Source organism: Nocardioides anomalus, assembly GCF_011046535.1.
Lineage (GTDB): Bacteria > Actinomycetota > Actinomycetes > Propionibacteriales > Nocardioidaceae > Nocardioides > Nocardioides anomalus.
Window position 1 is genome coordinate 94,641 of the sequence record NZ_CP049257.1, and the last position, 19,501, is coordinate 114,141.

Genomic DNA, 19,501 nt, shown 5'->3' on the forward strand with positions numbered 1-19,501 from the left:
GGCCCCGGCACCGACCAAGGTCAGCGCGCGGCCTGCCACCGGTCGAGGGCCTCGCGTCGCTCGAAGGCGTGGTCCACGATCGGCGCGGGGTAGCCGACCAGGTCGCGGGTGTCCTGATCCGGCTCGTGCGGGTCGGGCACCAGGGTCGGGTCGCTGAGCTCCTCGACCCAGCGGCGCACGTAGCGGCCGGCGGCGTCGAACTTGCGCCCCTGACCGGTGGGGTTGAAGACCCGGAAGTACGGCGCGGGGTCGGTCCCGGTGCCGGCCGTCCACTGCCAGCCGTGCGCGTTGGAGGCCAGGTCGCCGTCGGCCAGCCAGCGCATGAAGTGCCGCGCCCCGTGCTGCCAGGTCACGTGCAGGTCCTTGACCAGGAAGCTGGCCACCACCATCCGCAGCCGGTTGTGCATCCAGCCGGTCGCCCGCAGCTGGCGCATCCCGGCGTCGACGATCGGGAAGCCGGTGCGCCCCTCCTCCCACGCCGCCAGCCGCTCGCCCGGCTCGTCGTACCGCATCCGCGAGAACTCCGGGCGCAGGTGCTCGCGCGCGGACTCCGGGTGGCGGAACAGGACGTCGGCGTAGAACTCGCGCCAGGCCAGCTCGCGGCGGAACGCCGCGGCGCCGCGGCTGGTCCGCTCCTCGAGGTCGGCCAGCAGGGTGCGGGGGTGCACCTCGCCCCAGCGCAGGTGCGGCGACAGGTGCGAGGTCGCGTCCGCGCCCGGGTCGTTGCGCCGCGCGGCGTAGGAGTCGAGGCGCTCGAGGTAGGCCGCCCACCGCCGTCGGGCCGCGTCCTCGCCGGCCTCGGGCACGCTCAGGCCGTCGGGGACGGGGGCGTCGGGGACCGCCACCGTGTCCTCCTCGAGCCGCAGCCACTCCCCGCCGCTGGGCGCCGCCACCGGCGCGCGCCAGCCGTGCGCCCGCCAGGCGCGCTGGAACGGCGAGTAGACCCGGAACGGCTGTCCCGACGGCTGGCGCACCCGGCCCGGCGCCACGGCGTACGGCGACCCGGTGCGCACCACCTCGATCCCGGCCTCGCCGAGCGCCTGGGCGACGGCCTCGTCACGGCGGTGCCCGTACGGCGCGTAGTCGGCCGCCCAGTGCACCCGCCCGGCCCCGATCGCGCGGGCCGCGTCGACCACCCGGCGCACCGGGTCGCCGTCCAGCAGGGTGAGCCCGCGGGGCAGCGAGGCGTCGAGGCTGCGCAGCGACGCGGCCAGGTAGGAGCGCCGGGTCGGGCCGGCCGGTCGCCACAGCGCCGGGTCCAGCACGAACAGCGGGAGCACCGGCCCGTCGGCCAGCGCGGCGAGCAGGGCCGGGTTGTCGGCCAGCCGCAGGTCGCGCCGGAACCACATGACGGCGGTCACGGGCGGTCCGGTACCCGCCGATGCGACAGAATGGTGGGTGTGAGTGATCTGATCGACACCACGGAGATGTACCTCCGGACCATCTACGAGCTGGTCGAGGAGGGCATCGTCCCGCTGCGGGCGCGCATCGCCGAGCGTCTGCACCAGAGCGGGCCGACCGTGTCGCAGACGGTGGCGCGCATGGAGCGCGACGGCCTGGTGACGGTGCAGGGCGACCGGCACCTCGAGCTCACCGACGAGGGCCTGCGGCTCGCGACCCGGGTCATGCGCAAGCACCGGCTGGCCGAGCGGCTGCTCACCGACGTCATCGGGCTCGACTGGGAGCTGGTCCACGAGGAGGCGTGCCGCTGGGAGCACGTCATGTCCGAGACCGTCGAGCGGCGCCTGGTGGACCTCCTCGACCACCCCACCGAGTCGCCGTACGGCAACCCGATCCCGGGCCTCGACGAGCTCGGCGAGTCCGCGCTCGGCGAGGACTTCATGCAGGGCGTCGAGGCGCTCTCCGAGGCCGCGTCGGTCGAAGAGGGCCGGGTGCTGGTGCGCCGCATCTCCGAGGAGATGCAGAAGGACGAGTCGCTGATGAGCGCGCTGCGCCGCGTCGGCGCGCTGCCGGACAAGACGATCACCGTCGTGTCCACGGCCGAGGGCGTGCTGGTCGGCTCCGGCGGCGAGACCGCCGAGATCGTGCCCGAGGCCGCGGACCACATCTTCGTCCGCCGGCTCTAGGAGCCTTCTTCAACAACCGGTCCAGACCGGCATGACCCCGCGCTCCGCGGCGCGTTGGACCGGTGCGGGGGGCCGCCGGCCCTCCAGTGTGTCCGGGGGAAGAGGGCGATGATTCTCGGGGGGCGGGACCGGCTCGTGACCGGTGAGCTCGTGCCGCGCCGCACGCGGGTGGAGGCGCAGAACCTCGACACCCTCGCCCGGCTCGTGCAGGCCGCCGCCCTCGCCGCGCCGCCCGAGCCCGCCTCGACCGCCGATCCGGTCACCATCGGGCTCGAGCCGTTCTGCAGCGACCCGGTCCAGGAGCCCGTCGCGGTCTGAGCCTGGTCGAGGGCCGGTCTGGCAGCGGCGGGGGCGGTGTGGACCAGTGCCTGGCAATCGGCGTCAATTCGGCGCGGGTGCTGGTCTGGCGTCAGAGCCCTGCTTACTCTCGAAGAGCGGGGCGGACGCGTGGGGCGTCCGGGGGGATCGAGTCACTTGGGGGAGCACCATGCGTGCTGCGTTCAGGATCGGTGAGAGGTCGCGGGAGATCCTCGACCTGACTGCGCCGGCGGCCGACGAGGACGGGTTCGTCGCTCGGTGGCTGCGCGACGCGCTGGCCCGCGACGAGCCGGAGCCGGATCCGCTGACGGAGAAGCCGGCGGTCTGAGCGTCGGCTAGGCGCGGCGCTCGGCGAGCGCCGTGAGGAACGGCGACGTGCCCGCGTCCAGGGCGCGCGTCGCGAGCTCGTCGCCGCGGGTCGCCCCGCGGTTGACGATCACCACGGGCGTGCCGGCCTTGGCCGCGCGCCGCACGAACCGCAACCCGCTCATCACGGTGAGGCTGGAGCCGGCCACGAGCAGCGCGCCGCCGGACTCCACCAGCGCGTCCACCGCCTCGTAGCAGCGCTCGACCCGGTCGGCGGGGACGTTCTCGCCGAAGAAGACCACGTGCGGCTTGAGCACCCCGCCGCACTCGCGGCAACCGGCGACCTTGAAGCCCGCGGTGTCGTCGAGCTCGACGTCGCCGTCGGGCCGGACCTCGGCCGCGCGGTGCCGCTCGGCGAAGCCGGGGTTGAGCTCGGTCAGCCGGCCGTGCAGCGCGGTGCGCGCGGTCACCGCGCGGCAGGTCAGGCAGACCACGTCGGCGATCCGGCCGTGCAGCGCCACCACCCGGCGCGAGCCCGCGCGCTCGTGCAGCCCGTCGACGTTCTGGGTGATGAGCAGGTCGGGGTCGATGCGGGCGAGCGCGTGGTGCCCGGCGTTCGGCTCCGCCCGACCCATCCGGCCCCAGCCGAGGTGGCTGCGGCCCCAGTAGCGCTGCTGCGCCTCGCGTCCGGAGACGAATTCCTGGTAGGTCATCGGGCTGCGCACCGGCTTGCCCGGGCCGCGGTAGTCGGGGATGCCGCTGTCGGTCGAGCAGCCCGCACCGGTGAGCACCACCAGCGGCCGGTCGGCGAGGAGGTCGAGGACCTCCTCCTGGGTGGCCGCGGCGCGGTCGGCCCGGGTGGCGACGGGCTCCAGGCCGGTCGTCACCGGGCGTACCGCAGCGCCGCCCGCTCGCGGGCCTTGGCCGCCTCCACCTCGCGGTTCTTGGCCGGCGCGGTCGTCACCAGCTGGTCGACGAGGTCGCGGGTGATGTCGGCGATCTGGTGCACGGCCCGGTCGAACGCCGCCTGGTTGACCGACGACGGCTTGGTCGTGCCGCTCACCTTGCGCACGAACTGCAGCGCCGCCGCGGTGACCTCGTCGTCGGTCGCCGGCGGCTCGAAGTTGTTGAGCGGACGGATGTTGCGGCACATGGCTTCAGGCTACGTCGAAGAACGAAGCACCGCTCCCGGTGACGAGCACGACCCGGCCGTCGCTCAGCGGCACCAGCCGCACCTGGGTCGGGTCGCCGTCGTCGGGCAGGGGGACGGTCCGACCGGCCAGCTGCCCGTCGCCCACGGTGAGGACCGAGACCTCGGCCCGGTAGCGCCGGTCGGTGACCACGCTGAGGACGGTGCGGTCGTCGGGGAGCCAGGTGAGCTGGCGCGGGTCCTGGCCGGCGAGCGCGGTGCTGCCGGCGCCGTACTGCACGGTGTCGAGCTGCTCGGGCCGGGTCAGGTCGGTGACGTCGAACAGCCCGGCCTGCGCGCCCCAGCCGCCGCCCTGGGGTCCCTCGCCGACGCCGAGCAGGCGGCGCTCGCCGAGCGGGTGCAGGTACGCCGAGAAGCCCGGCACCTTGAGCGCGCCCATCAGGGTCGGGCGGGCGGGGTCGGTGAGGTCGACGGCGTACAGCGGGTCGACCTGGCGGAAGGTGACCACGATGGCGAGGGTGTCGAACCAGCGCACGGACTGGATCTGCTCGCCGCGACCGAGGTCGTCGAGGCGCCCGGACTCGACGAGGTCGTTGCCCTGCTGGCGGAAGGTGACCACGGAGTTGGCGTCGTCGCCGGTCGAGCCGGGGCCGACGGCGACGCGCAGGACGCCGTCGGCGGCGTCCATGGACCACCGGTCGCGCAGCGTGCCGGCCACCTCGCCGGAGGCGGCGAAGGTGGTGTCGATGCCGTCGAGGTCGAAGGCGTAGAGGTGGGTGGCCGCATCCTCGGGGCCGCCGGCGATCCAGTCGGGCACCAGCCGGTCCACCACGCCGCCGCCCTGGAGGCGGACCGGGTCGAGGCAGCCCCAGCAGTCGATGGCCGGACCGCCGAAGGAGGGGTACGTCGCGAGGTAGAGCTGGTCGGCCGAGGCGTAGACCACGCCGGTCTCGACGGCCAGGCCCGTCGTCGACGGCGCCTGCGGGGCGTTGGCGTCGAAGCCCACCACCGCGACCGCGCCCAGGCCGGCGTCGTCGCCGTCGGGCACCGCCACCCGGTCGCACTCCAGCAGCGGCTGCTCCGGGCCGCCGTCGTAGGAGACCGTGGGCAGCCAGTCCCCGATCGAGGTGCCGCGCACCAGGTCGCGGTTCGCCTCGGTGGCCTCGCGGTCGCTGGTGCGCCGCCCCGGCTGCTCGAAGTCCAGCGCCGGCAGGCCGCGCTCGACGACCAGGCGCACCACGCCGTCGTGCAGGCGGGCGCCGAGCAGGCTGCCGGTGTACGTCGCGGTGTGGGTCTGCTCCGGGGCCGCCGGCGTCGAGACGTCGAAGGTGGTGAGGTCGGTCGTGGTCTCGCCGAGGCGGTCGGTCTGCTGCGCGAGCACGACGACGGTCTCGCCCGAGAGCAGCAGCTCGGTGCCGGGGCCGGCGGTGCCCGGGACGTCCACCGACGCCAGCCGCTGGACCTCCGGCCCGCTGAGGTCGTAGGTCACCAGCTCGCCGTCCTGGATGCGGACCAGGGTCGTGCCGTCGGTCTTGACCACGTCCGGCTCGTCGACACCGGTCTCCTGGACGTTGGTCCCGGACTCCTCGTTGGTCGCCCGCACCGGCGCCGGCCCGCGCGCCGCGAGCCCGCTGGTCTCCGCGCTGTCCATCGGTGTGCCCGCCGTCGCGCCGGCCGCGTCCGAGGACGTCGCGTAGTAGACCGGCCCGCCCTGGCCCCACCCGTAGGCGCCGACCAGGTCCAGGCCGCGGTCGACGTAGTGGTCGAGGAGCTCGTCGCAGCCGTCGCTGAGCGACAGGCCGCTGCCGGTGTACGCCGCCGGGCTCGCGTCTCCCGGCGGTGCTGCCGGTGCCGCCGGGCCGGAGGAGGGCGCGCCGCCGTAGGAGGTGCCGACGAGGAACGCCGCGCCCATCCCGGTGAGGGCGCCGACGGTGACGAGGCTGCGGGTGAGCAGGTGGGGCAGAGCCATGGTGCGGTCCTCAGCGGTCCGTGCGGTCGGTGGAGTCCGCAGGGTCGGACGGGGCGGAGGCCGCGCTGGTTCCGTCTGGGAGAGTCGGGGCATGGCCTCCGGCGACCGGCACCGCGATCGTGACCTCGACCTCGTCCTGCTCGGCGCGACCGGGTTCACCGGCGCCCTCACCGCGGCGTACCTGGCCGAGCACGCGCCCGCCGGGCTGCGCTGGGCGCTGGCCGGGCGCAACCAGGCCAAGCTCGAGGCCGTCCGCGACCGGCTGGGGCTGCCGGACCTCGAGCTGATCACCGCCGACAGCGGCGACCGGGCCTCGCTCGACGCCCTGGCCCGGCGCGCGCGGTGCGTGATCACGACGGTCGGGCCCTACCAGCAGTACGGCGAGCCGCTGGTCGCCGCCTGCGCCGAGGCCGGCACCGACTACGTCGACCTCACCGGCGAGCCCGAGTTCGTGGACCGGATGTACGTCGCGCACCACGCGGCGGCCGCGGCCTCCGGTGCGCGGATCGTGCACGCCTGCGGCTTCGACTCCATCCCGCACGACCTCGGCGCCTACTACACGGTCCGGGAGCTGGCGGCCAAGGGGCCGGTCGCCGTGCGCGGCGTGGTGCGGGCCGGCGGCACCGCGTCGGGCGGGACCTTCCACTCCGCGATGGGCGCCTTCTCCCGCGCCCGGCAGATGCGCGAGGCCATGCAGGCACGCCGCCAGGTGGAGCCGCGCCCGGAGGGCCGCTCGTCCAAGGCCGTGGCCGGGCGCCCGCACCGCGACTCCCTGCTCGGGCTCTGGCTGCTGCCGCTGCCGACCATCGACCCGTTCGTCGTGGCCCGCAGCGGCGCCGCGCTGGCGGCGTACGGACCGCGGTTCACCTACTCCCACTACGCCGGCACCAAGACGCTGCGCTACGCCGCCGGCGGGGCCGCGCTGGCCGGCACGCTCGCCCTCTCGGCGCAGGTGCCACCGCTCAAGAACCTGCTGCTGGGCCGGATCAAGCAGGGGGACGGCCCCTCGCCCGAGCGGCGCGCGAAGTCGTGGTTCACCGTCGACCTCGTCGGCGAGGGCGACGGCCGCACCGTGCACACCCGGGTGTCCGGGGGCGACCCCGGCTACGACGAGACGGCCAAGATGCTGGCCGAGTCGGCGCTGTGCCTGGTCTTCGACGACAACCCCAGCACGGCCGGCTGCGTCACCACCGCCCAGGCGATGGGCGACAACCTGATGACCCGACTGGTCGCCGCCGGCATCCGCTTCGAGACCCTCTAGCCGGCACTGGTCCAGCGCTGGGGTTTGCCGCCGGGGCCCAGCGGTCAGAGTCCGGGGTGGAGTCGTGGCCCTCGGGCTGTGCTGGCCACGACCGGACCCGAGGAGATTCTCATGGGCTACGGCTTCGGCGGCTTCCTGGTGGTGGTGGGTCTGGTGCTGGCCCTGGCGGTCACCGACCAGGTCAGCGGCGTCGACCTCACGATGGTCGGCTGGATCATGACGGCGGTCGGCGTGGTGGTCATCGCGCTCACCGCGATGACGCTCAACCGTGGCCGCGGGACGCGCTCGGTGGCCACGACCGTGCACAGCGACGGCACCCAGACCGTCAGCGAGCGCCGCACCGAGATCTGAGCCCGGACGGCCGAACGGCCGCACCCCCGGGTGCGGCCGCTCGGTCGTGTCAGCGGGTCGGCTCAGAGGTCGACAGGCAGCAGCACGCGGTCGATCGCGTGCGCGATCTGCTTGTTGCCCTTGTTGAGGTCCACGCCGTTGAGGATCACGGTGGGGTCCTTGATCTCGGGGTCCTTGTCGACCAGGACGATGTTGCCCTTGCGGCTGACGACCTTGACCGTGCCGCCCTGGGCGGTGGTGAGCTTGGTCCCGGCCTTGGCCGCCTTGACCACCTTCGGCGAGGTCAGGGTCTTGCCCGCCACCACGTGGTAGAGCAGCACGGTCTCGATGGTGTCCACGTCGGCCACCGACAGCAGCGCCGCGAGGGTCTTCTTCTCGGTGCCGGGCTTCTTGCCGGTCAGGTCGCCCACGAGGTTGCGGAACGCCTCGTCGGTCGGCGCGAACGCGGTCAGGCGCACCGAGCCGTCGGTCAGCAGCGCGACGGGGCTGTCCGGCTTGGCCTTGACCACCGCGAGCACGGCCTGCTCGAGGATGTCGAAGTCCTGCCAGTTGTGGTCGAGCTTGGTGCCGTCCTTGGCCAGGAGCTGCGCCAGGCTCTTGTTCCCGGCCTTGTGGTGCGTGGCCGTCGAGGCGTCCGCGGCCGGCGTACCGAGACCGACGGCAGCCGTGGCGAGTGCGCCGGCGGCGAGCAGGGCGACGCGGTGGACGAGGTGCTTCTTCATCGTGGTTTCCCTTCTGCGGTGGTGATCTGGTCGGGCTCGTAGCTGCCGCGCAGCACCGAGGTGGCGCTGTGGGCGGGGTCGCCGTCGTTGCTCTCGAGGCTGACGTCGACGGCGGAGTACGACGCCACGAGGGCGTCGTCGACGTCGAAGGAGGCGTCGCCGTCCCGGCCGACCAGACCGAGGGCGAGCATCTTGTTGGTGCCGGGGTCGAGCAGCCACGCGTAGTAGAAGTCGTCGCGGCTGGTGCTCGGCAGGTCGTGGAGGTCGAAGGTCATCGTGGTGCGGCCGTCGTGCTCGACCATCCGCACGTTGCCGTCGCCGGCCACGTCCGCGGACAGCGGGGTGAGCGAGGCCTCGACCGCACGGCCGGCCACTGGGGTGTCGTCGTCCCCGCGGCGCTGCCACACCACGCCGGCCACCCCGGCCACCAGGACCAGGACGGCGGCGCCGGCCAGCGCCGGCTGCCACCGGCGGCGCGGTCGCAGCGCGGACACCGTCCCGGGGGTCGGCGCGGCCACCGGGGTCGGCGTCTCGGCGGCCAGCGGCCCGAGGGTTCGTCCGGCGCGCAGCAGCAGGGCGTTGCCCACCGCCGTCTCGGCGAGCTCCTCCTGGCAGGTCCGGCAGCCGGCGAGGTGGTCACCGGCGGCGACGGCCTCGGCGTTGCTCAGCTCCCCGCGCAGCAGGCCGAGCAGGTCCGGGTGCCCGGTCGGGTCCTCGGTCATGGATGCGCTCCTTCTGGTTCCCCGTGACCGGCGGCGACGAGTCCGCGCAGCCGGTGTGTCCCGCGCGCCGCGCGGGCCTTGACGGTGCCCAGGGGCACGTCGAGCCGCTCGGCGATCTCGCGCTGGCTGAGCCCGCCGAAGTAGGCCAGCAGCAGCACCTCGCGCTCGTGGTCGGGCAGGGCGTCGAGCCCGGCGCGGACCTCGGCGGCGTCGGCGTAGCGCTGGACGGTCTCGCGGCCGTCCTCGCCGATCAGGTCGCGCATGGCCTCGACGTCGACGACCGCGTGCTTGCGGGCCCGCAGGGTGTCGACCGCGCGGCGGTGGGCGATGGTGAACAGCCAGGCGCTGAACCGCTCGCCGCTGCGGAAGCGGCCCGCGCTGCGCCAGACGTCGAGGAAGGTGCGCTGGAGGACGTCCTCGGCCTCGTCCGGGCCGACATAGCGGCGCAGGTAGGCGAGCAGGCTCTGGCCGTAGACGGCGTACGCCTCCTCGAGGGCGCGCTCGTCTCGTCGAGCGAGCCGCTCGCCGAGGGCCTGTCCTGCCTCCACAGGGGGTTCTTCGGGAGGGGTCGGTGGGGTGGTTGCACGAAGATTCAACTTCTTCTCCGGTCCGGATCAGAGGTCGGCGATGACGGCGGCGGCGGTGCGACGACCGCTGACGAGGGCGCCCTGGATGGAGGCGGTGTCGCGGTGGTCGCCGCAGACGTAGAGGCCACGCTCGAGCCGGACCGGCCGACGGGCCCGGAACGGCGGTCGCTGGGCGGGCAGTGCGTGCGGCACCTCGTGCACGGCGACGACCTCCCAGCCGGCCGCGCTCGTGCCGAGCAGCTCGGCGGCGTGGGCGCGCAGCGCGGCCAGGGAGGGGCCGTCACCGCCCGGGGTCACGACGGCCGAGGCCTCGAGCAGGTGCCGGCCCGGCGGGGCGTACGTCGGCGCGGCGGCCGAGACGACCGCGGCGTTGACCGCGGGGCCGGTCGGCCGCTCGCGGGCGTCGACGTGCAGCAGCCGGGTGGAGGGCGCCTGGTCGGCGGCGTACCAGGCCGTGACCACGCCCCGGCTGTCCGGCGCGGGGACGTCGACGAGCCGCGCGGCCTCCGGGCCGTCGGCCGCCACCACGACGGCGCTGGCCGTCAGCCGGCCCCCGTCGGCGGTCCGCACCACGGCCTCCGGGCCGCCCGCCTCGACCTCGGCCACCGGCGTCTCGAGGCGGATGTCGCCGGCCGTGGCCGCGAGCTGCAGGGGCAGGGCGTGCATGCCCTGCGCCGGCAGGCCGGGCGTGCCCTTGAGGAAGGACGCGACCAGGAGCAGGGCGAACGCGGCCGCCGAGTCGCCGTCGCGCTCGAGCAGCGTGCCGGAGAGGAAGCCCTCGACGACGCGGCGCAGGGTGCCGTGGACGCCGGCGCCGTCCAGAGACTGCGCGACCGTGGCCGGCAGCGCGCCGGACTCGCTCAGCTCACGCAGGTGGGAGGCCAGCGGGGTGCCGGGTGCGTGCAGCAGCGGGCGGGCCCACCGGGTGAGCGCCAGCGCTTCGCGCCGCCGCCGGGCCAGCACGCGGGCCGAGCCGGGCAGCAGGCGCGGGGCGTGCAGCGGGTGGCCCAAGCTGACCAGGCCGTCGTCGACCCGGCCCACGACACCGGCCTCGAACTGCTGGAGCTCCAGGGCCGCGACGTCGATGCCCTCGCGGACCGCGGGGTAGGCCGGGTTGAGCAGCTGGAAGCCCCGGTCGACGAGGAAGCCGTCCACGTGGTCCGTGCGCACGCGCCCGCCGACGTCGTACCCCGCCTCCAGGACGACCACGTGCCGACCTGCCGCCGTGAGGTCGCTGGCGCAGCGCAGCCCGGCCAGGCCGGCGCCGACGACGACGACGTCGGCGTCGGTCACGGGGTGCCCGTCCGGTCGAGGCTGCCGTCGGCGTAGGCCAGTGCGCGATGCGCTACCCGGGACACCGCCGCCGGGTCGGTGGCCGCGGCCACGGGTGGCGCCACGCCGGCCGTGGCCTCCGGGTGGCCGGACTCGGCGGCGATCTTGGCGCAGCAGTCGGCCGCGGTGCGCACGGCGGCCGGGTCCAGGGTCCAGACGGACTCGAAGACCCGTCGGCGATCGGGCGTGTCCTGCTGCCCGGGCAGCTCCCAGGCGGTCAGCGCCACGGCCAGCTCCGGGCTGTCGTGCACGACGCTCCACTCCCGGCGCATCGGGGCGTCGGCGGCCAGGTCGACCAGGCCGACCCGGTCCTCCTCGCCTGTGGCCGGGCCGTCGGCGAAGTCGGCGAAGACGTAGGTGGCGCTGGCGGTGCGGGCCAGCTCGGACCAGCGGGCGCGGGCCGGCGCCCACGTCCGCCCGGTCTGGAAGGCGCCGTAGAGCCGGCCGCGCGCCGCCGAGGCACCGATCTCGTCCTCGATGGCCCAGGACAGGGCCACCAGCGTGTGCTTGGACAGGCGCTGCCGGGGCTGCTCGGGGTGGCGGCGGGCGATCTCGGCGTACACCGACTGCGGGGCCGCCGTCGCGCCCTCCCGGGTCGCCTGGGCGATCGCGGCGTCGAGGCGCACGCCGGCGTCGCGCCGACGCACGACGTCGAGGACCAGCGCGACCTGCTCCGCGGCGTACCGGCGGTGGCCGCTGGGCAGGCGCTGGGCGGTCGGGAACCCGTGGCGGCTCTCCCACATCCGCAGCGTCGGCGCGCTGACGCCGGTGGCGGCCGCGAGCTCGCCGATGGTCAACGCAGACTTCAACGCTTGGTTCACGTTGAAGAGGGTAACCTCAACAACGTGTTCAATAACCACCACCGCGGACCGCACGCCGTGACCACGCTCGCCGGCGGCGAGCTGACCTTCGTCCTCGACTCCGAGGACGGCCCCACCGTGCGCGGCACCGTCCGCGCCCGCCGCGACCGCCTGGTGCTCGAGCTCGACTCCTCAGGCGCCGACCTCCTGGCCGACCGAGGACTGACCCTGCGCGTCGTCCAGGCCGGCCGCGAGCTGACCCGCTTCGGCGCGGCCACCGGCCCCGCCCGGTGGCGCCGGCTGCGGCTGCTGCGCGCACCCGTGCGCCGGCTGCCCGTGGTCCCGGCCACCCCGTCCCGGCCCGCCCCGCGCCACCTGGCTCTGGTCGGGGCCCCGGTCCGCTGAGCGCGGGCGCGCCGGGTACCGGCGACGTCGTGACCCCCACCGTGCTGGTCGTCGAGGACGACGACGCGATCCGCGAGGTCACCGCCCTGGCCCTGGAGTCGGTCGCCGGGTGGCGCGTGCTCACCGCGCCGCACGGCTCGGCCGGCCTGGAGATGGCCCGACACCACACGCCGGACGCGATCCTGCTCGACATGATGATGCCGGACCTGCACGGCCTCGAGGTCTTCGAGCGCCTCCAGGCCGACGCGGCGACGAAGGACATCCCCGTCGTGCTGGTGACCGCGCTGATGAACGTCCCCGGCACCAGGCCCGCGTGGGAGGGCTACCCGCTGCACGGCGTGATCGCCAAGCCGTACGACCCGCTGACGCTCTGCGACCAGATCCGCGAGCACGTGGGCTGGTCCTGAGCCTGGTCCCCGCCCACTGGACGCTCAGCGCGGCCCGAGGCGGCCCGGGGGTGGGGCGGCCAGGTGCAGCCGCATGGCCCGGGCGCTGCCGCGCTGGTCCTGGATGCGCCACATCTGGCTGAGGACCACCACCTCGAGCAGTGCGCACCCCACGCCCACCACGAGGACCCAGAACACCGACGCGCCGTGCCCGGACTCGGTCCTCGGGATCCCGAGGCCGAGGCCCAGCACCCAGCAGCCGACCGCCCCCACCATCGGCAGGTGCTGGGCCGTCGTGGCCAGCCACGTCCCCAACGACGGCGCCCGCTGCCGGGACCGCTCCGCCCGCTCGCGCCGCGCGGCGGCGTACAGCCGGGTCTTAGCAGCATCGACACCGCCACGCCCAGCGGCAGGCTCACCACCAGCAGCAGCCCGGCGGTCAGGTCCCGCAGCGACGACGCCTCGGCGTACGGCAGGGGCCACGTCGCGCCGGCGCCCACGCCGTGCCGGTGGCCCGACGCCACGAGCGGCGCCGCGATGAGCGCCGCCGTCACCGCCAGCGCCCCGATGGCGGCCAGCCGCGTCCGCACCTACGCCGGCCGCACCGCCACTGTCGTACCGCCCCGGCCGAAGTACTCCCCGCTGCGCCGGTCGAAGTCCGAGCTCCCACCCAGCCAGGACATGATCGCGGCTGCGATGGCGGTGACCCCAGGAAGGTCAGCGGCACCACCACTGCCTCAGCGCCGGACGACACGTCCGCCGTCACGATCCCCGCCGGCAGCCCCGCGCCGACCGCCCACAGCGTCGCCGCCGTCAGTGCCGCGACCTGCAAGAGAACCACGGCCAGGAACGCCGCCAGGTGCCGCTGCCGGTGCGCCGCCGGAGCCCCGAAGTAGACCAGGTTGAACCCCACCAGCGGCCCGAAGACGCTCACCACCATGCCCCAGCCGTGGTAGCCCTGCGCCGGCGGATCGGGGTCGTAGCCCACCCCCGACCCGTGCGTCGCCGCCACGTGCTGACCGATCACCACCAGCAGCAGCAACGCCCCCGTCAGCGTACCCAGCCAGCCGATCCGCAGCGCCCACACCGAGCCGCGCGTGGTCTCCATCGGGCCCGGGGACTGCTCGCGGCTGCGGCGGTACGGCGGGTCGGTGGGCCGCCGACTGCGGCGCTTCCTGCTGCTGGCCAGGGCTCAAGCATCCCGCAGGGACGACCGACCGGACGCGGGCGGCCTTCGTGGTTTCGCCCCGCGGGAGGTGCTCGCCGTGCGAGCCTGCGTGCCGGGGCGCACCGCTGCCCGACGACCGACCAAGCCAGACGGGGACCCGATGCACGCGATGTCCGCACCCAGTCCCGCCACGGCCCCACCGCGTCGACGCCGGGACAGTGTCCGCCTCCTGGCCGTCACGGCCGTCGTGGCTGTCGTGGCGGGGGTGCTCGCCGTCGGGCCGGCGAGCGCCGAACCTGCGACGGTCGGCGCCGACCTCAGCCTGTCGCTCGCCGCGGCACCCACCTCCGTGCCGGCCGGCGGCACCGTCTCCTTCGCGGTCTCGACCAGCAACCTCGGTCCCGAGGCGACCGAGGCGGTCACCGCGGCGGTGACCCTCGCCTCGAACCTGACCTTCCAGAGCGCGACCGGCGCCGGGTGGTCCTGCGGCGCGTCCGGACAGGTCGTGAAGTGCACCCGCCCGTCGGCGGCCGTGGCCGCGCTCCCCGACATCACGATCAGCGCGCGGGCCACTGGCGCCGTGACGGGCACGGTCGACGTCTCCGGCGCCATCTCGGCCGTGAACTCGGTCGACTACGTGAGCGGCAACGACTCGGCCACCGCCGCCTTCACGGTGACCGCCGCGACCGACCTGGCCGTCACCACAGCGGCATCGACGGGGAGCCCGGCGTCCGGCCAGGCGATGAGCTTCACCCTGCGGCCGCGCAACCTCGGCCCCTTCGCCGCCACGTCGGTCGTCGCGGAGGCCACGCTGCCCGCCGGCTTCGCCGTCGTCGCCGCCACCGGCACCGGTTGGACCTGCAGCACGAGCGGTGCGGACGTGACGTGCACCCGGGCGACGTACGCCGTCGGAGCGGCCAACGACGTCACCATCACCGCCACGGCGCCGATGGTGCTCGGCCCGACGGCCTTCACCGTCGCGGTCCAGCTGAGCAGCGCTACCCCGGACCCCGTGTCGGCGAACGACGTCGGCAGCGTGTCGGTGACCGTGCTGCCCGACGGGGTGGACCTGTCGATCACCGAGACCAAGGGGCCGAGCCCGGTCGCCCAGGGCTCGGGCCTGACGCACGACGTCCGGGTGGTCAACCACGGGCCCCGCGCCGCGGTGACGGGTGAGGTGACCGTGACCGACACCCTGCCCGCGGGCGAGGGCTTCGTCAGCGCCAGCGGCACCGGGTGGACCTGCGGGGCGGCCGGCTCGGTCGTGACGTGCACCTACGCCTCAGCACTCGGCGCGGGGAGCTCGAGCTCAGACCTCCGCGTGGCCACCACGGCCCTGGTCGCCGGCACGCTGACCGACACGGCATGCGTCAGCTACACCGACTCCGGCGGGCACGGCTACGCCGACCCGCAGTCCGGCAACAACTGCGCCAACGCCAGCGTGGTGTCCACCGTGGCGTCCGGCGCGGTCGACCTGTCCCTGTCGGGGACGACGAGCAGCGACCCGTTGGTCTGGAACGAGGGCTCCCTGGACTACACGCTGACCGTGGCGAACGCGGGGCCCGGCGACGCCACCGGCTTGGTGCTGACCGACGCGATCCCCGGTCACGTGGCAGGTGCCTCGGGAGTCGTCGCCAGCAAGACGGGTGGAACCTCGACCTCCACCTTCGCCTGCAGCAACGGCGCGACCGTGACCTGCACCCAGACCGGCGGCACTCTCGCGGCCGGCACGACTGCGGTCTTCACCGTCACCGTGTCCCGTCCACTGCGTGACAGTGCCGCCCAGCCCGGGGGGACGTGGACCAACACCGCCACCGTGACCTCGACCGACCAGGGCGACACCGACGTGTCCAACAACAGCGCCTCCGTGCCGGTGCGGATCGACCCCGTGACCGACCTCACCGTCCGCAGCGAGCTGGCCTCCCCGTCCGTGCGGGCCGGCACGGGGGCCACGGTCGTCCTCACGGTCGAGAACCACGGTCCGTCCACCGCGAAGTCGGTCACCCTCAGCGACGTCCTCACGGAGCCGGCCGGCACGCTGACCTTCCTCTCGGCCTCGCCCGGTCAGGGCTCGTGCGCGGCGTACGACGCGGGGACCGGGACCCTGACCTGCTCGCTCGGGGACATCGCTGAGGACGGCACCGCGGCCGTTCGGGTCCTCTTCCGCCCCGACCACCTGTCCTCGCCGCCGTCGCCGCGCACGATCAGCAGCGACGCGACCGTGTCGATGACCACTCAGGACAGCGACACGACGAACAACGCCGCCCAGTCCGTGCTGACCGTCGACCCGGCGCTGGTCGACCTGCGCGTCAACGCGACCGACAACCCCGACCCCCTCGGATTCGTGCCGGCCAGCGCCGGCCCGACCTTCCCGGACAACGTCGTCACCTACCGGAACGTCATCACCAACCGGGGACCCTCCGTGGCCTCTGGCGTCGTCCTCACCTCCACCATGACGCCGCCCGCCGGGAAGCAGGCGACGTTCCTGGGGGACAAGCCGACATCGACCGGTCAGTCGTACTCGAACCACTGCGACAACCTCAACACCTCGGTCACCGGGCCGGCGACCCTCACGGTCACGTGCACCCTGCCCGCCGGCTTCGTGCTGGGGAGCGCGAACTCCAGCACGGACCTCTACCTCGACTACCGCATCGACACCCCGCCGGATGTCGCCGGCGATGCGTTCACGACCACCGCGTCGGTCGCCTCGAACGAGACGGACGCCTTCCTCGGTGACAACTCCGTCACGCAGCCCACCACCGTGCGCATGCGTGCCGATCTGCAACTGGCCGAGTCGGCCCGCGCCCACGTCAGCGGGTCGGACGCAACCACCACCACGGTGCAGGTCCGCCAGCCCTTCTACTGGGTGCTGACGCTGTCCAACGCCGGGCCCGGCGACAGTCCCGACACCCAGATCATCGACACCCTCCCCGCCGGCGTCTCGCTGTACTCGGGTGGCCCCGTTGCGCCGTACGACGCCGCGCCGTACTCCTCCGGTGTCCGGTGGTCGACGAACAACGCGACGCCCACCTCCGGATCGTGCTCCGGAACCACCACGATCACCTGCTCGATCGGCCTGTTGGAGAGCGGCAGCGTGGCGCTGGTCCGAGTGCCCGTGGTCTCGGTCACGGCCGGGTCCCGCAACAGCTGCGCCTCGGCCACCACCAGCGAGGTCGACCCCAACGCGGCCAACAACTCCAGCATCTGCAGGTCGGTCACCGTCCGGGAGTCCAGCCTGGCCGGCACCGTCTACGCGGACCTGAACGGGAACGGCGCCAAGGGCAGCGGGGAGCCCGGCATCAACAACACCTCGATGCGTCTCACCGGCACCGACCGCTACGGCAACGTCGTCGACTCCACCACCACCACGAACTCGTCCGGTGCCTACTCGTTCCTCCACCTCGCCGACGGCACCTACACGCTGACCGAGACCCAGCCCAGCGGCTACCGGGACGGCAGGGACGCGGCCGGCACCGCCGGCGGCACGGTGAGCGGGACGGGTGTGGGCTCCGACGCGATCACGGACATCTCCTTGGCGGGCAACACAGCCGCTACCGGATACCTGTTCGGGGAGCTGGTGCCGCCTGGCGTGCCGGTCCTCACCGCGCCTGCGCCTGACGCCTCCGTGGCCTCCGCCACACCGACGATCGCCGGGACCGGCGACGTCGGGGGCACCGTGACGGTGGTGATCGACGGGGCCGCCGTGGGGACGGCGCCGGTCTCGTCCGGCGGAGCGTGGAGCCTTGTGGTCCCGTCGCCCCTCAGCCAGGGTGCGCACACGGTGGCGGCCTTCGCGACGGACCCGCTGGGAACCGACAGCGACCCCACCTCGTCGCGTTCGTTCAGGGTCGACTCGACCGCTCCGGGCGCTCCGGTGGTGTCTGCCCCGGTCGAGGGCGCGTCCCTCACCACGACGACTCCGACGATCACCGGCACCGCCGAGCCGCTCGCCACGGTGTCCGTCAGCATCGACGGCGGCGAGGTCGGGACGACGCCGGTCCCGTCCGGCGGCGCGTGGAGCCTCGCGGTCACGTCGCCCCTGAGCCAGGGCTCGCACACGGTGACCACCCGCGCCCGGGACGCCGCGGGCAACGACAGCTCCTCCTCGGCCGACAGGTCGTTCGTCGTGGACACCGTGGCCCCCGCTCCGCCCGCGGTCACCGCCCCGGCCGACGGCGCCTACGCGACCACGACGACCCCGACGCTCGGCGGCACCGCCGAGCCGCTGAGCACGGTCACGGTCCGCGTCGACGACGCAGTTGTCGGGACCACCACGGCCGGGTCCGGCGGGGCCTGGGCGCTGGCGGTCCCGGCCGCCCTGAGCCAAGGCGTGCACACGGCGTCGGCGCGCGCCACCGACGCCGCGGGCAACGACGGCGTCTTCTCCGCCTCGAGTACGTTCACCGTCGACTCCGTCGCGCCAGCCGCGCCGGTGGTCACCTCACCCGAGGACGGCGGCACGGTCACCAGTGAGACGCCCACGGTCAGCGGCACCGCCGAGCCCTTGAGCTCGGTCGCGGTTCGCGTCGACGGCGCGGTCGTCGGCTCCACCTCCGCCGGCTCGGGCGGAGCCTGGTCGCTCGCGCTGACGACGCCGCTCAGCGAGACCACCCACGTGGTGGCGGCGCGCGCCACCGACGCCGCAGGCAACGACGGCGCGTTCTCGACGGAGCAGCACTTCACGGTGCGCCTGCCCGCGGCGCCGTCGATCACCAGCGCCGACCACGCGACGTTCCTGCTCGGCTCACGCGGCGCGTTCACCGTCACCACCAGCCCTGGGTACCCGTCGGCGACCGTTCTCTCTGTCGTCGGCACCCTGCCGTCCGGGGTCACCCTCACCGATCGGGGAGACGGGACCGCGGCTCTCGCCGGTACGCCCGGACCGGACACCGCGGGCCGCTACCCGCTGACCGTCACGGCGACCAACGTGGCCGGTCACGTCGATCAACCGTTCACCCTCACCGTGGCGCGCGGCGTGTTCGCGGTCGGGCCGCCGACGATCACGGGCGGCCCCGCGACCTTCGGGGTGCCGCTGGCCTGCGCAGCCGACCTCATCCCGGGCGACACCGCGACGTACACCTGGCGGCGCGGGGGCACCGAGGTCGCCCGCGGGCCCGGCTACACGCCCGCGGCGAGTGACGTCGGCGCCGTGCTGACCTGTGCGGTCACCGTGTCCCGTCCCGGCTTCGCCGACGCCACCAACCAGGCCAGCACCACCCCCGTGGCCGCCGCACCCGCGGCCGGCTTCGACGTCACCCTGCGCGGCGGTCCGTACGTCCACCGGGTGCTGCGGGCCGTCCTCACCCCCGCTCCGCCGCCTGGGGCCACCGTGCGGTGGACGTGGACCGTCGGCGGCCGGCCTCGCCCCGACGCCACCGGCTCGTCCTACCGCAGCACGCTGGCTGACTTCGGCCGCCGGGTCGTCGCTCGCGCGACGGTGTCGCGCCCGGGGCTGCGCGACGCCCGCGCCCGCGGGGCGGTCCAGCGGGTGTCGCTCGCAGCGCTCCGTGTCTCGACCCGACCGGTCGTCTCCACGCAGGGGCGGGCCTTCGAGCTCACCGCACGGCACCTGCTGCCCGGCCAGCGGTACGTGGTGCGGTTCGCCCACGGGCGGGTGGTGGCCCGAGGCACCGTGCCCGACGACGCCGAGTCGCTCACGCGGATCATCCGGATCCCCGGCCGCGTCACGCCGGGGGTGCGGCGGCTGGTCTTCACGACCTCCGACCCGGACCGCCGGAGGGCCTTCTCGGTGCGTCTTCCGTGACCCGTGGCGCACCTCTTCTCCCACCTCTCGAACTCTGAACCGCCCCAGTTGACGGCCGCTTCCGAGGCGGAGCGGCCACGACGCAGACCGTCAGCACTCGAGCTGACCGGCGCAGTCATGCGGACGAGCTGGAGGCAGAGTGGGTGACCCGCTGCGCCGCCGGTGCGACGGTG

General features: G+C 74.7%; 19 protein-coding genes. 8 read left to right on the forward strand and 11 right to left on the reverse strand.

Annotation, left to right across the window (positions count from 1 at the left end):
- Window positions 1–20 precede the first annotated feature (20 nt).
- The gene (locus G5V58_RS00480; protein ID WP_230486976.1) at window positions 21–1,361 is read right to left on the reverse strand and encodes a cryptochrome/photolyase family protein; all 1,341 of its coding nucleotides are present in this window, start codon (window positions 1,359–1,361) and stop codon (window positions 21–23) included.
- A 39-nt stretch (window positions 1,362–1,400) separates the two neighbouring features.
- Between G5V58_RS00480 and G5V58_RS00485 the strand changes: the two genes are divergently transcribed.
- From G5V58_RS00485 to G5V58_RS00495, 3 genes are all read left to right on the forward strand, one after another.
- The gene (locus G5V58_RS00485) at window positions 1,401–2,087 is read left to right on the forward strand and encodes a metal-dependent transcriptional regulator (RefSeq protein ID WP_165227801.1); all 687 of its coding nucleotides are present in this window, start codon (window positions 1,401–1,403) and stop codon (window positions 2,085–2,087) included.
- 135 nt (window positions 2,088–2,222) lie between these two features.
- Window positions 2,223–2,405, forward strand: a complete 183-nt coding sequence (locus G5V58_RS00490) for a hypothetical protein (protein ID WP_165227803.1) — start codon at window positions 2,223–2,225, stop codon at window positions 2,403–2,405.
- A gap of 169 nt (window positions 2,406–2,574) precedes the next feature.
- Window positions 2,575–2,733, forward strand: a complete 159-nt coding sequence (locus G5V58_RS00495) for a hypothetical protein (RefSeq protein WP_165227805.1) — start codon at window positions 2,575–2,577, stop codon at window positions 2,731–2,733.
- A 7-nt stretch (window positions 2,734–2,740) separates the two neighbouring features.
- On the opposite strand, the gene G5V58_RS00500 is transcribed toward G5V58_RS00495, so the two are convergent.
- From G5V58_RS00500 to G5V58_RS00510, 3 genes are read right to left on the reverse strand one after another with little or no spacing between them, the layout of a single operon-like run.
- Window positions 2,741–3,598 (reverse strand): Sir2 family NAD-dependent protein deacetylase, encoded by an 858-nt coding sequence (locus G5V58_RS00500; protein ID WP_165227807.1) that lies wholly within the window; start codon window positions 3,596–3,598, stop codon window positions 2,741–2,743.
- Entirely contained in the window at window positions 3,595–3,864 is a 270-nt protein-coding gene (locus G5V58_RS00505; RefSeq protein WP_165227808.1) for a DUF2277 domain-containing protein, read from the reverse strand. The genes G5V58_RS00500 and G5V58_RS00505 overlap by 4 nt, the downstream gene beginning before the upstream one ends.
- A 4-nt stretch (window positions 3,865–3,868) precedes the next feature.
- A complete protein-coding gene (locus tag G5V58_RS00510) occupies window positions 3,869–5,830 on the reverse strand; it encodes a beta-propeller domain-containing protein (protein WP_165227810.1) in 1,962 nt (653 codons plus the stop codon).
- 91 nt (window positions 5,831–5,921) lie between these two features.
- Here G5V58_RS00510 and G5V58_RS00515 point away from each other — a divergent pair, with 91 nt between their 5' ends.
- Complete coding sequence (locus G5V58_RS00515) at window positions 5,922–7,091, forward strand: saccharopine dehydrogenase family protein (RefSeq protein WP_165227812.1); 1,170 nt, start codon at window positions 5,922–5,924, stop codon at window positions 7,089–7,091.
- Between the two features lie 111 nt (window positions 7,092–7,202).
- Window positions 7,203–7,442, forward strand: coding sequence for a DUF6458 family protein (locus G5V58_RS00520; protein WP_165227813.1), 240 nt, complete (start codon window positions 7,203–7,205; stop codon window positions 7,440–7,442).
- A 62-nt stretch (window positions 7,443–7,504) separates the two neighbouring features.
- Here G5V58_RS00520 and G5V58_RS00525 read toward each other — a convergent pair whose 3' ends face one another.
- The 5 genes from G5V58_RS00525 to G5V58_RS26305 all read right to left on the reverse strand — a co-directional run bounded on the left by G5V58_RS00525 (window position 7,505) and on the right by G5V58_RS26305 (window position 11,626).
- Complete coding sequence (locus G5V58_RS00525) at window positions 7,505–8,164, reverse strand: fasciclin domain-containing protein (RefSeq protein ID WP_165227815.1); 660 nt, start codon at window positions 8,162–8,164, stop codon at window positions 7,505–7,507.
- Entirely contained in the window at window positions 8,161–8,886 is a 726-nt protein-coding gene (locus G5V58_RS00530; RefSeq protein ID WP_165227817.1) for an anti-sigma factor domain-containing protein, read from the reverse strand. The genes G5V58_RS00525 and G5V58_RS00530 overlap by 4 nt, the downstream gene beginning before the upstream one ends.
- Entirely contained in the window at window positions 8,883–9,434 is a 552-nt protein-coding gene (locus G5V58_RS00535; protein WP_165227819.1) for an RNA polymerase sigma factor, read from the reverse strand. Before G5V58_RS00535 ends, G5V58_RS00530 begins: the two co-directional genes overlap by 4 nt.
- Window positions 9,435–9,500: 66 nt before the next feature.
- Window positions 9,501–10,766: an NAD(P)/FAD-dependent oxidoreductase gene (locus G5V58_RS00540; protein ID WP_165227821.1), complete on the reverse strand. Its 1,266-nt coding sequence runs from the start codon at window positions 10,764–10,766 to the stop codon at window positions 9,501–9,503.
- Window positions 10,763–11,626 carry a DICT sensory domain-containing protein gene (locus G5V58_RS26305; protein ID WP_165227823.1) on the reverse strand — a complete coding sequence of 288 codons (864 nt, stop codon included), beginning with the start codon at window positions 11,624–11,626 and terminating at the stop codon, window positions 10,763–10,765. Before G5V58_RS26305 ends, G5V58_RS00540 begins: the two co-directional genes overlap by 4 nt.
- Window positions 11,627–11,650: 24 nt before the next feature.
- On the opposite strand from G5V58_RS26305, the gene G5V58_RS00550 reads away from it, so the two are divergent.
- On the forward strand, window positions 11,651–12,010 hold the full coding sequence (locus tag G5V58_RS00550; protein ID WP_165227825.1) for a hypothetical protein: 360 nt from the start codon (window positions 11,651–11,653) through the stop codon (window positions 12,008–12,010).
- 29 nt (window positions 12,011–12,039) lie between these two features.
- On the forward strand, window positions 12,040–12,417 hold the full coding sequence (locus tag G5V58_RS00555) for a response regulator (protein ID WP_165227827.1): 378 nt from the start codon (window positions 12,040–12,042) through the stop codon (window positions 12,415–12,417).
- Between the two features lie 24 nt (window positions 12,418–12,441).
- Here the strand turns inward: G5V58_RS00555 and G5V58_RS00560 are convergent, their stop codons facing one another.
- Together G5V58_RS00560 and G5V58_RS00565 are read right to left on the reverse strand one after the other, a co-directional pair.
- Window positions 12,442–12,711, reverse strand: coding sequence for a hypothetical protein (locus tag G5V58_RS00560; RefSeq protein WP_165227829.1), 270 nt, complete (start codon window positions 12,709–12,711; stop codon window positions 12,442–12,444).
- Between the two features lie 235 nt (window positions 12,712–12,946).
- Window positions 12,947–13,504, reverse strand: a complete 558-nt coding sequence (locus G5V58_RS00565) for a hypothetical protein (RefSeq protein WP_165227831.1) — start codon at window positions 13,502–13,504, stop codon at window positions 12,947–12,949.
- Window positions 13,505–13,547: 43 nt separating this feature from the next.
- Between G5V58_RS00565 and G5V58_RS00570 the strand changes: the two genes are divergently transcribed.
- The gene (locus tag G5V58_RS00570) at window positions 13,548–19,328 is read left to right on the forward strand and encodes an Ig-like domain-containing protein (RefSeq protein ID WP_165227833.1); all 5,781 of its coding nucleotides are present in this window, start codon (window positions 13,548–13,550) and stop codon (window positions 19,326–19,328) included.
- The last annotated feature ends 173 nt before the right edge of the window (window positions 19,329–19,501 follow it).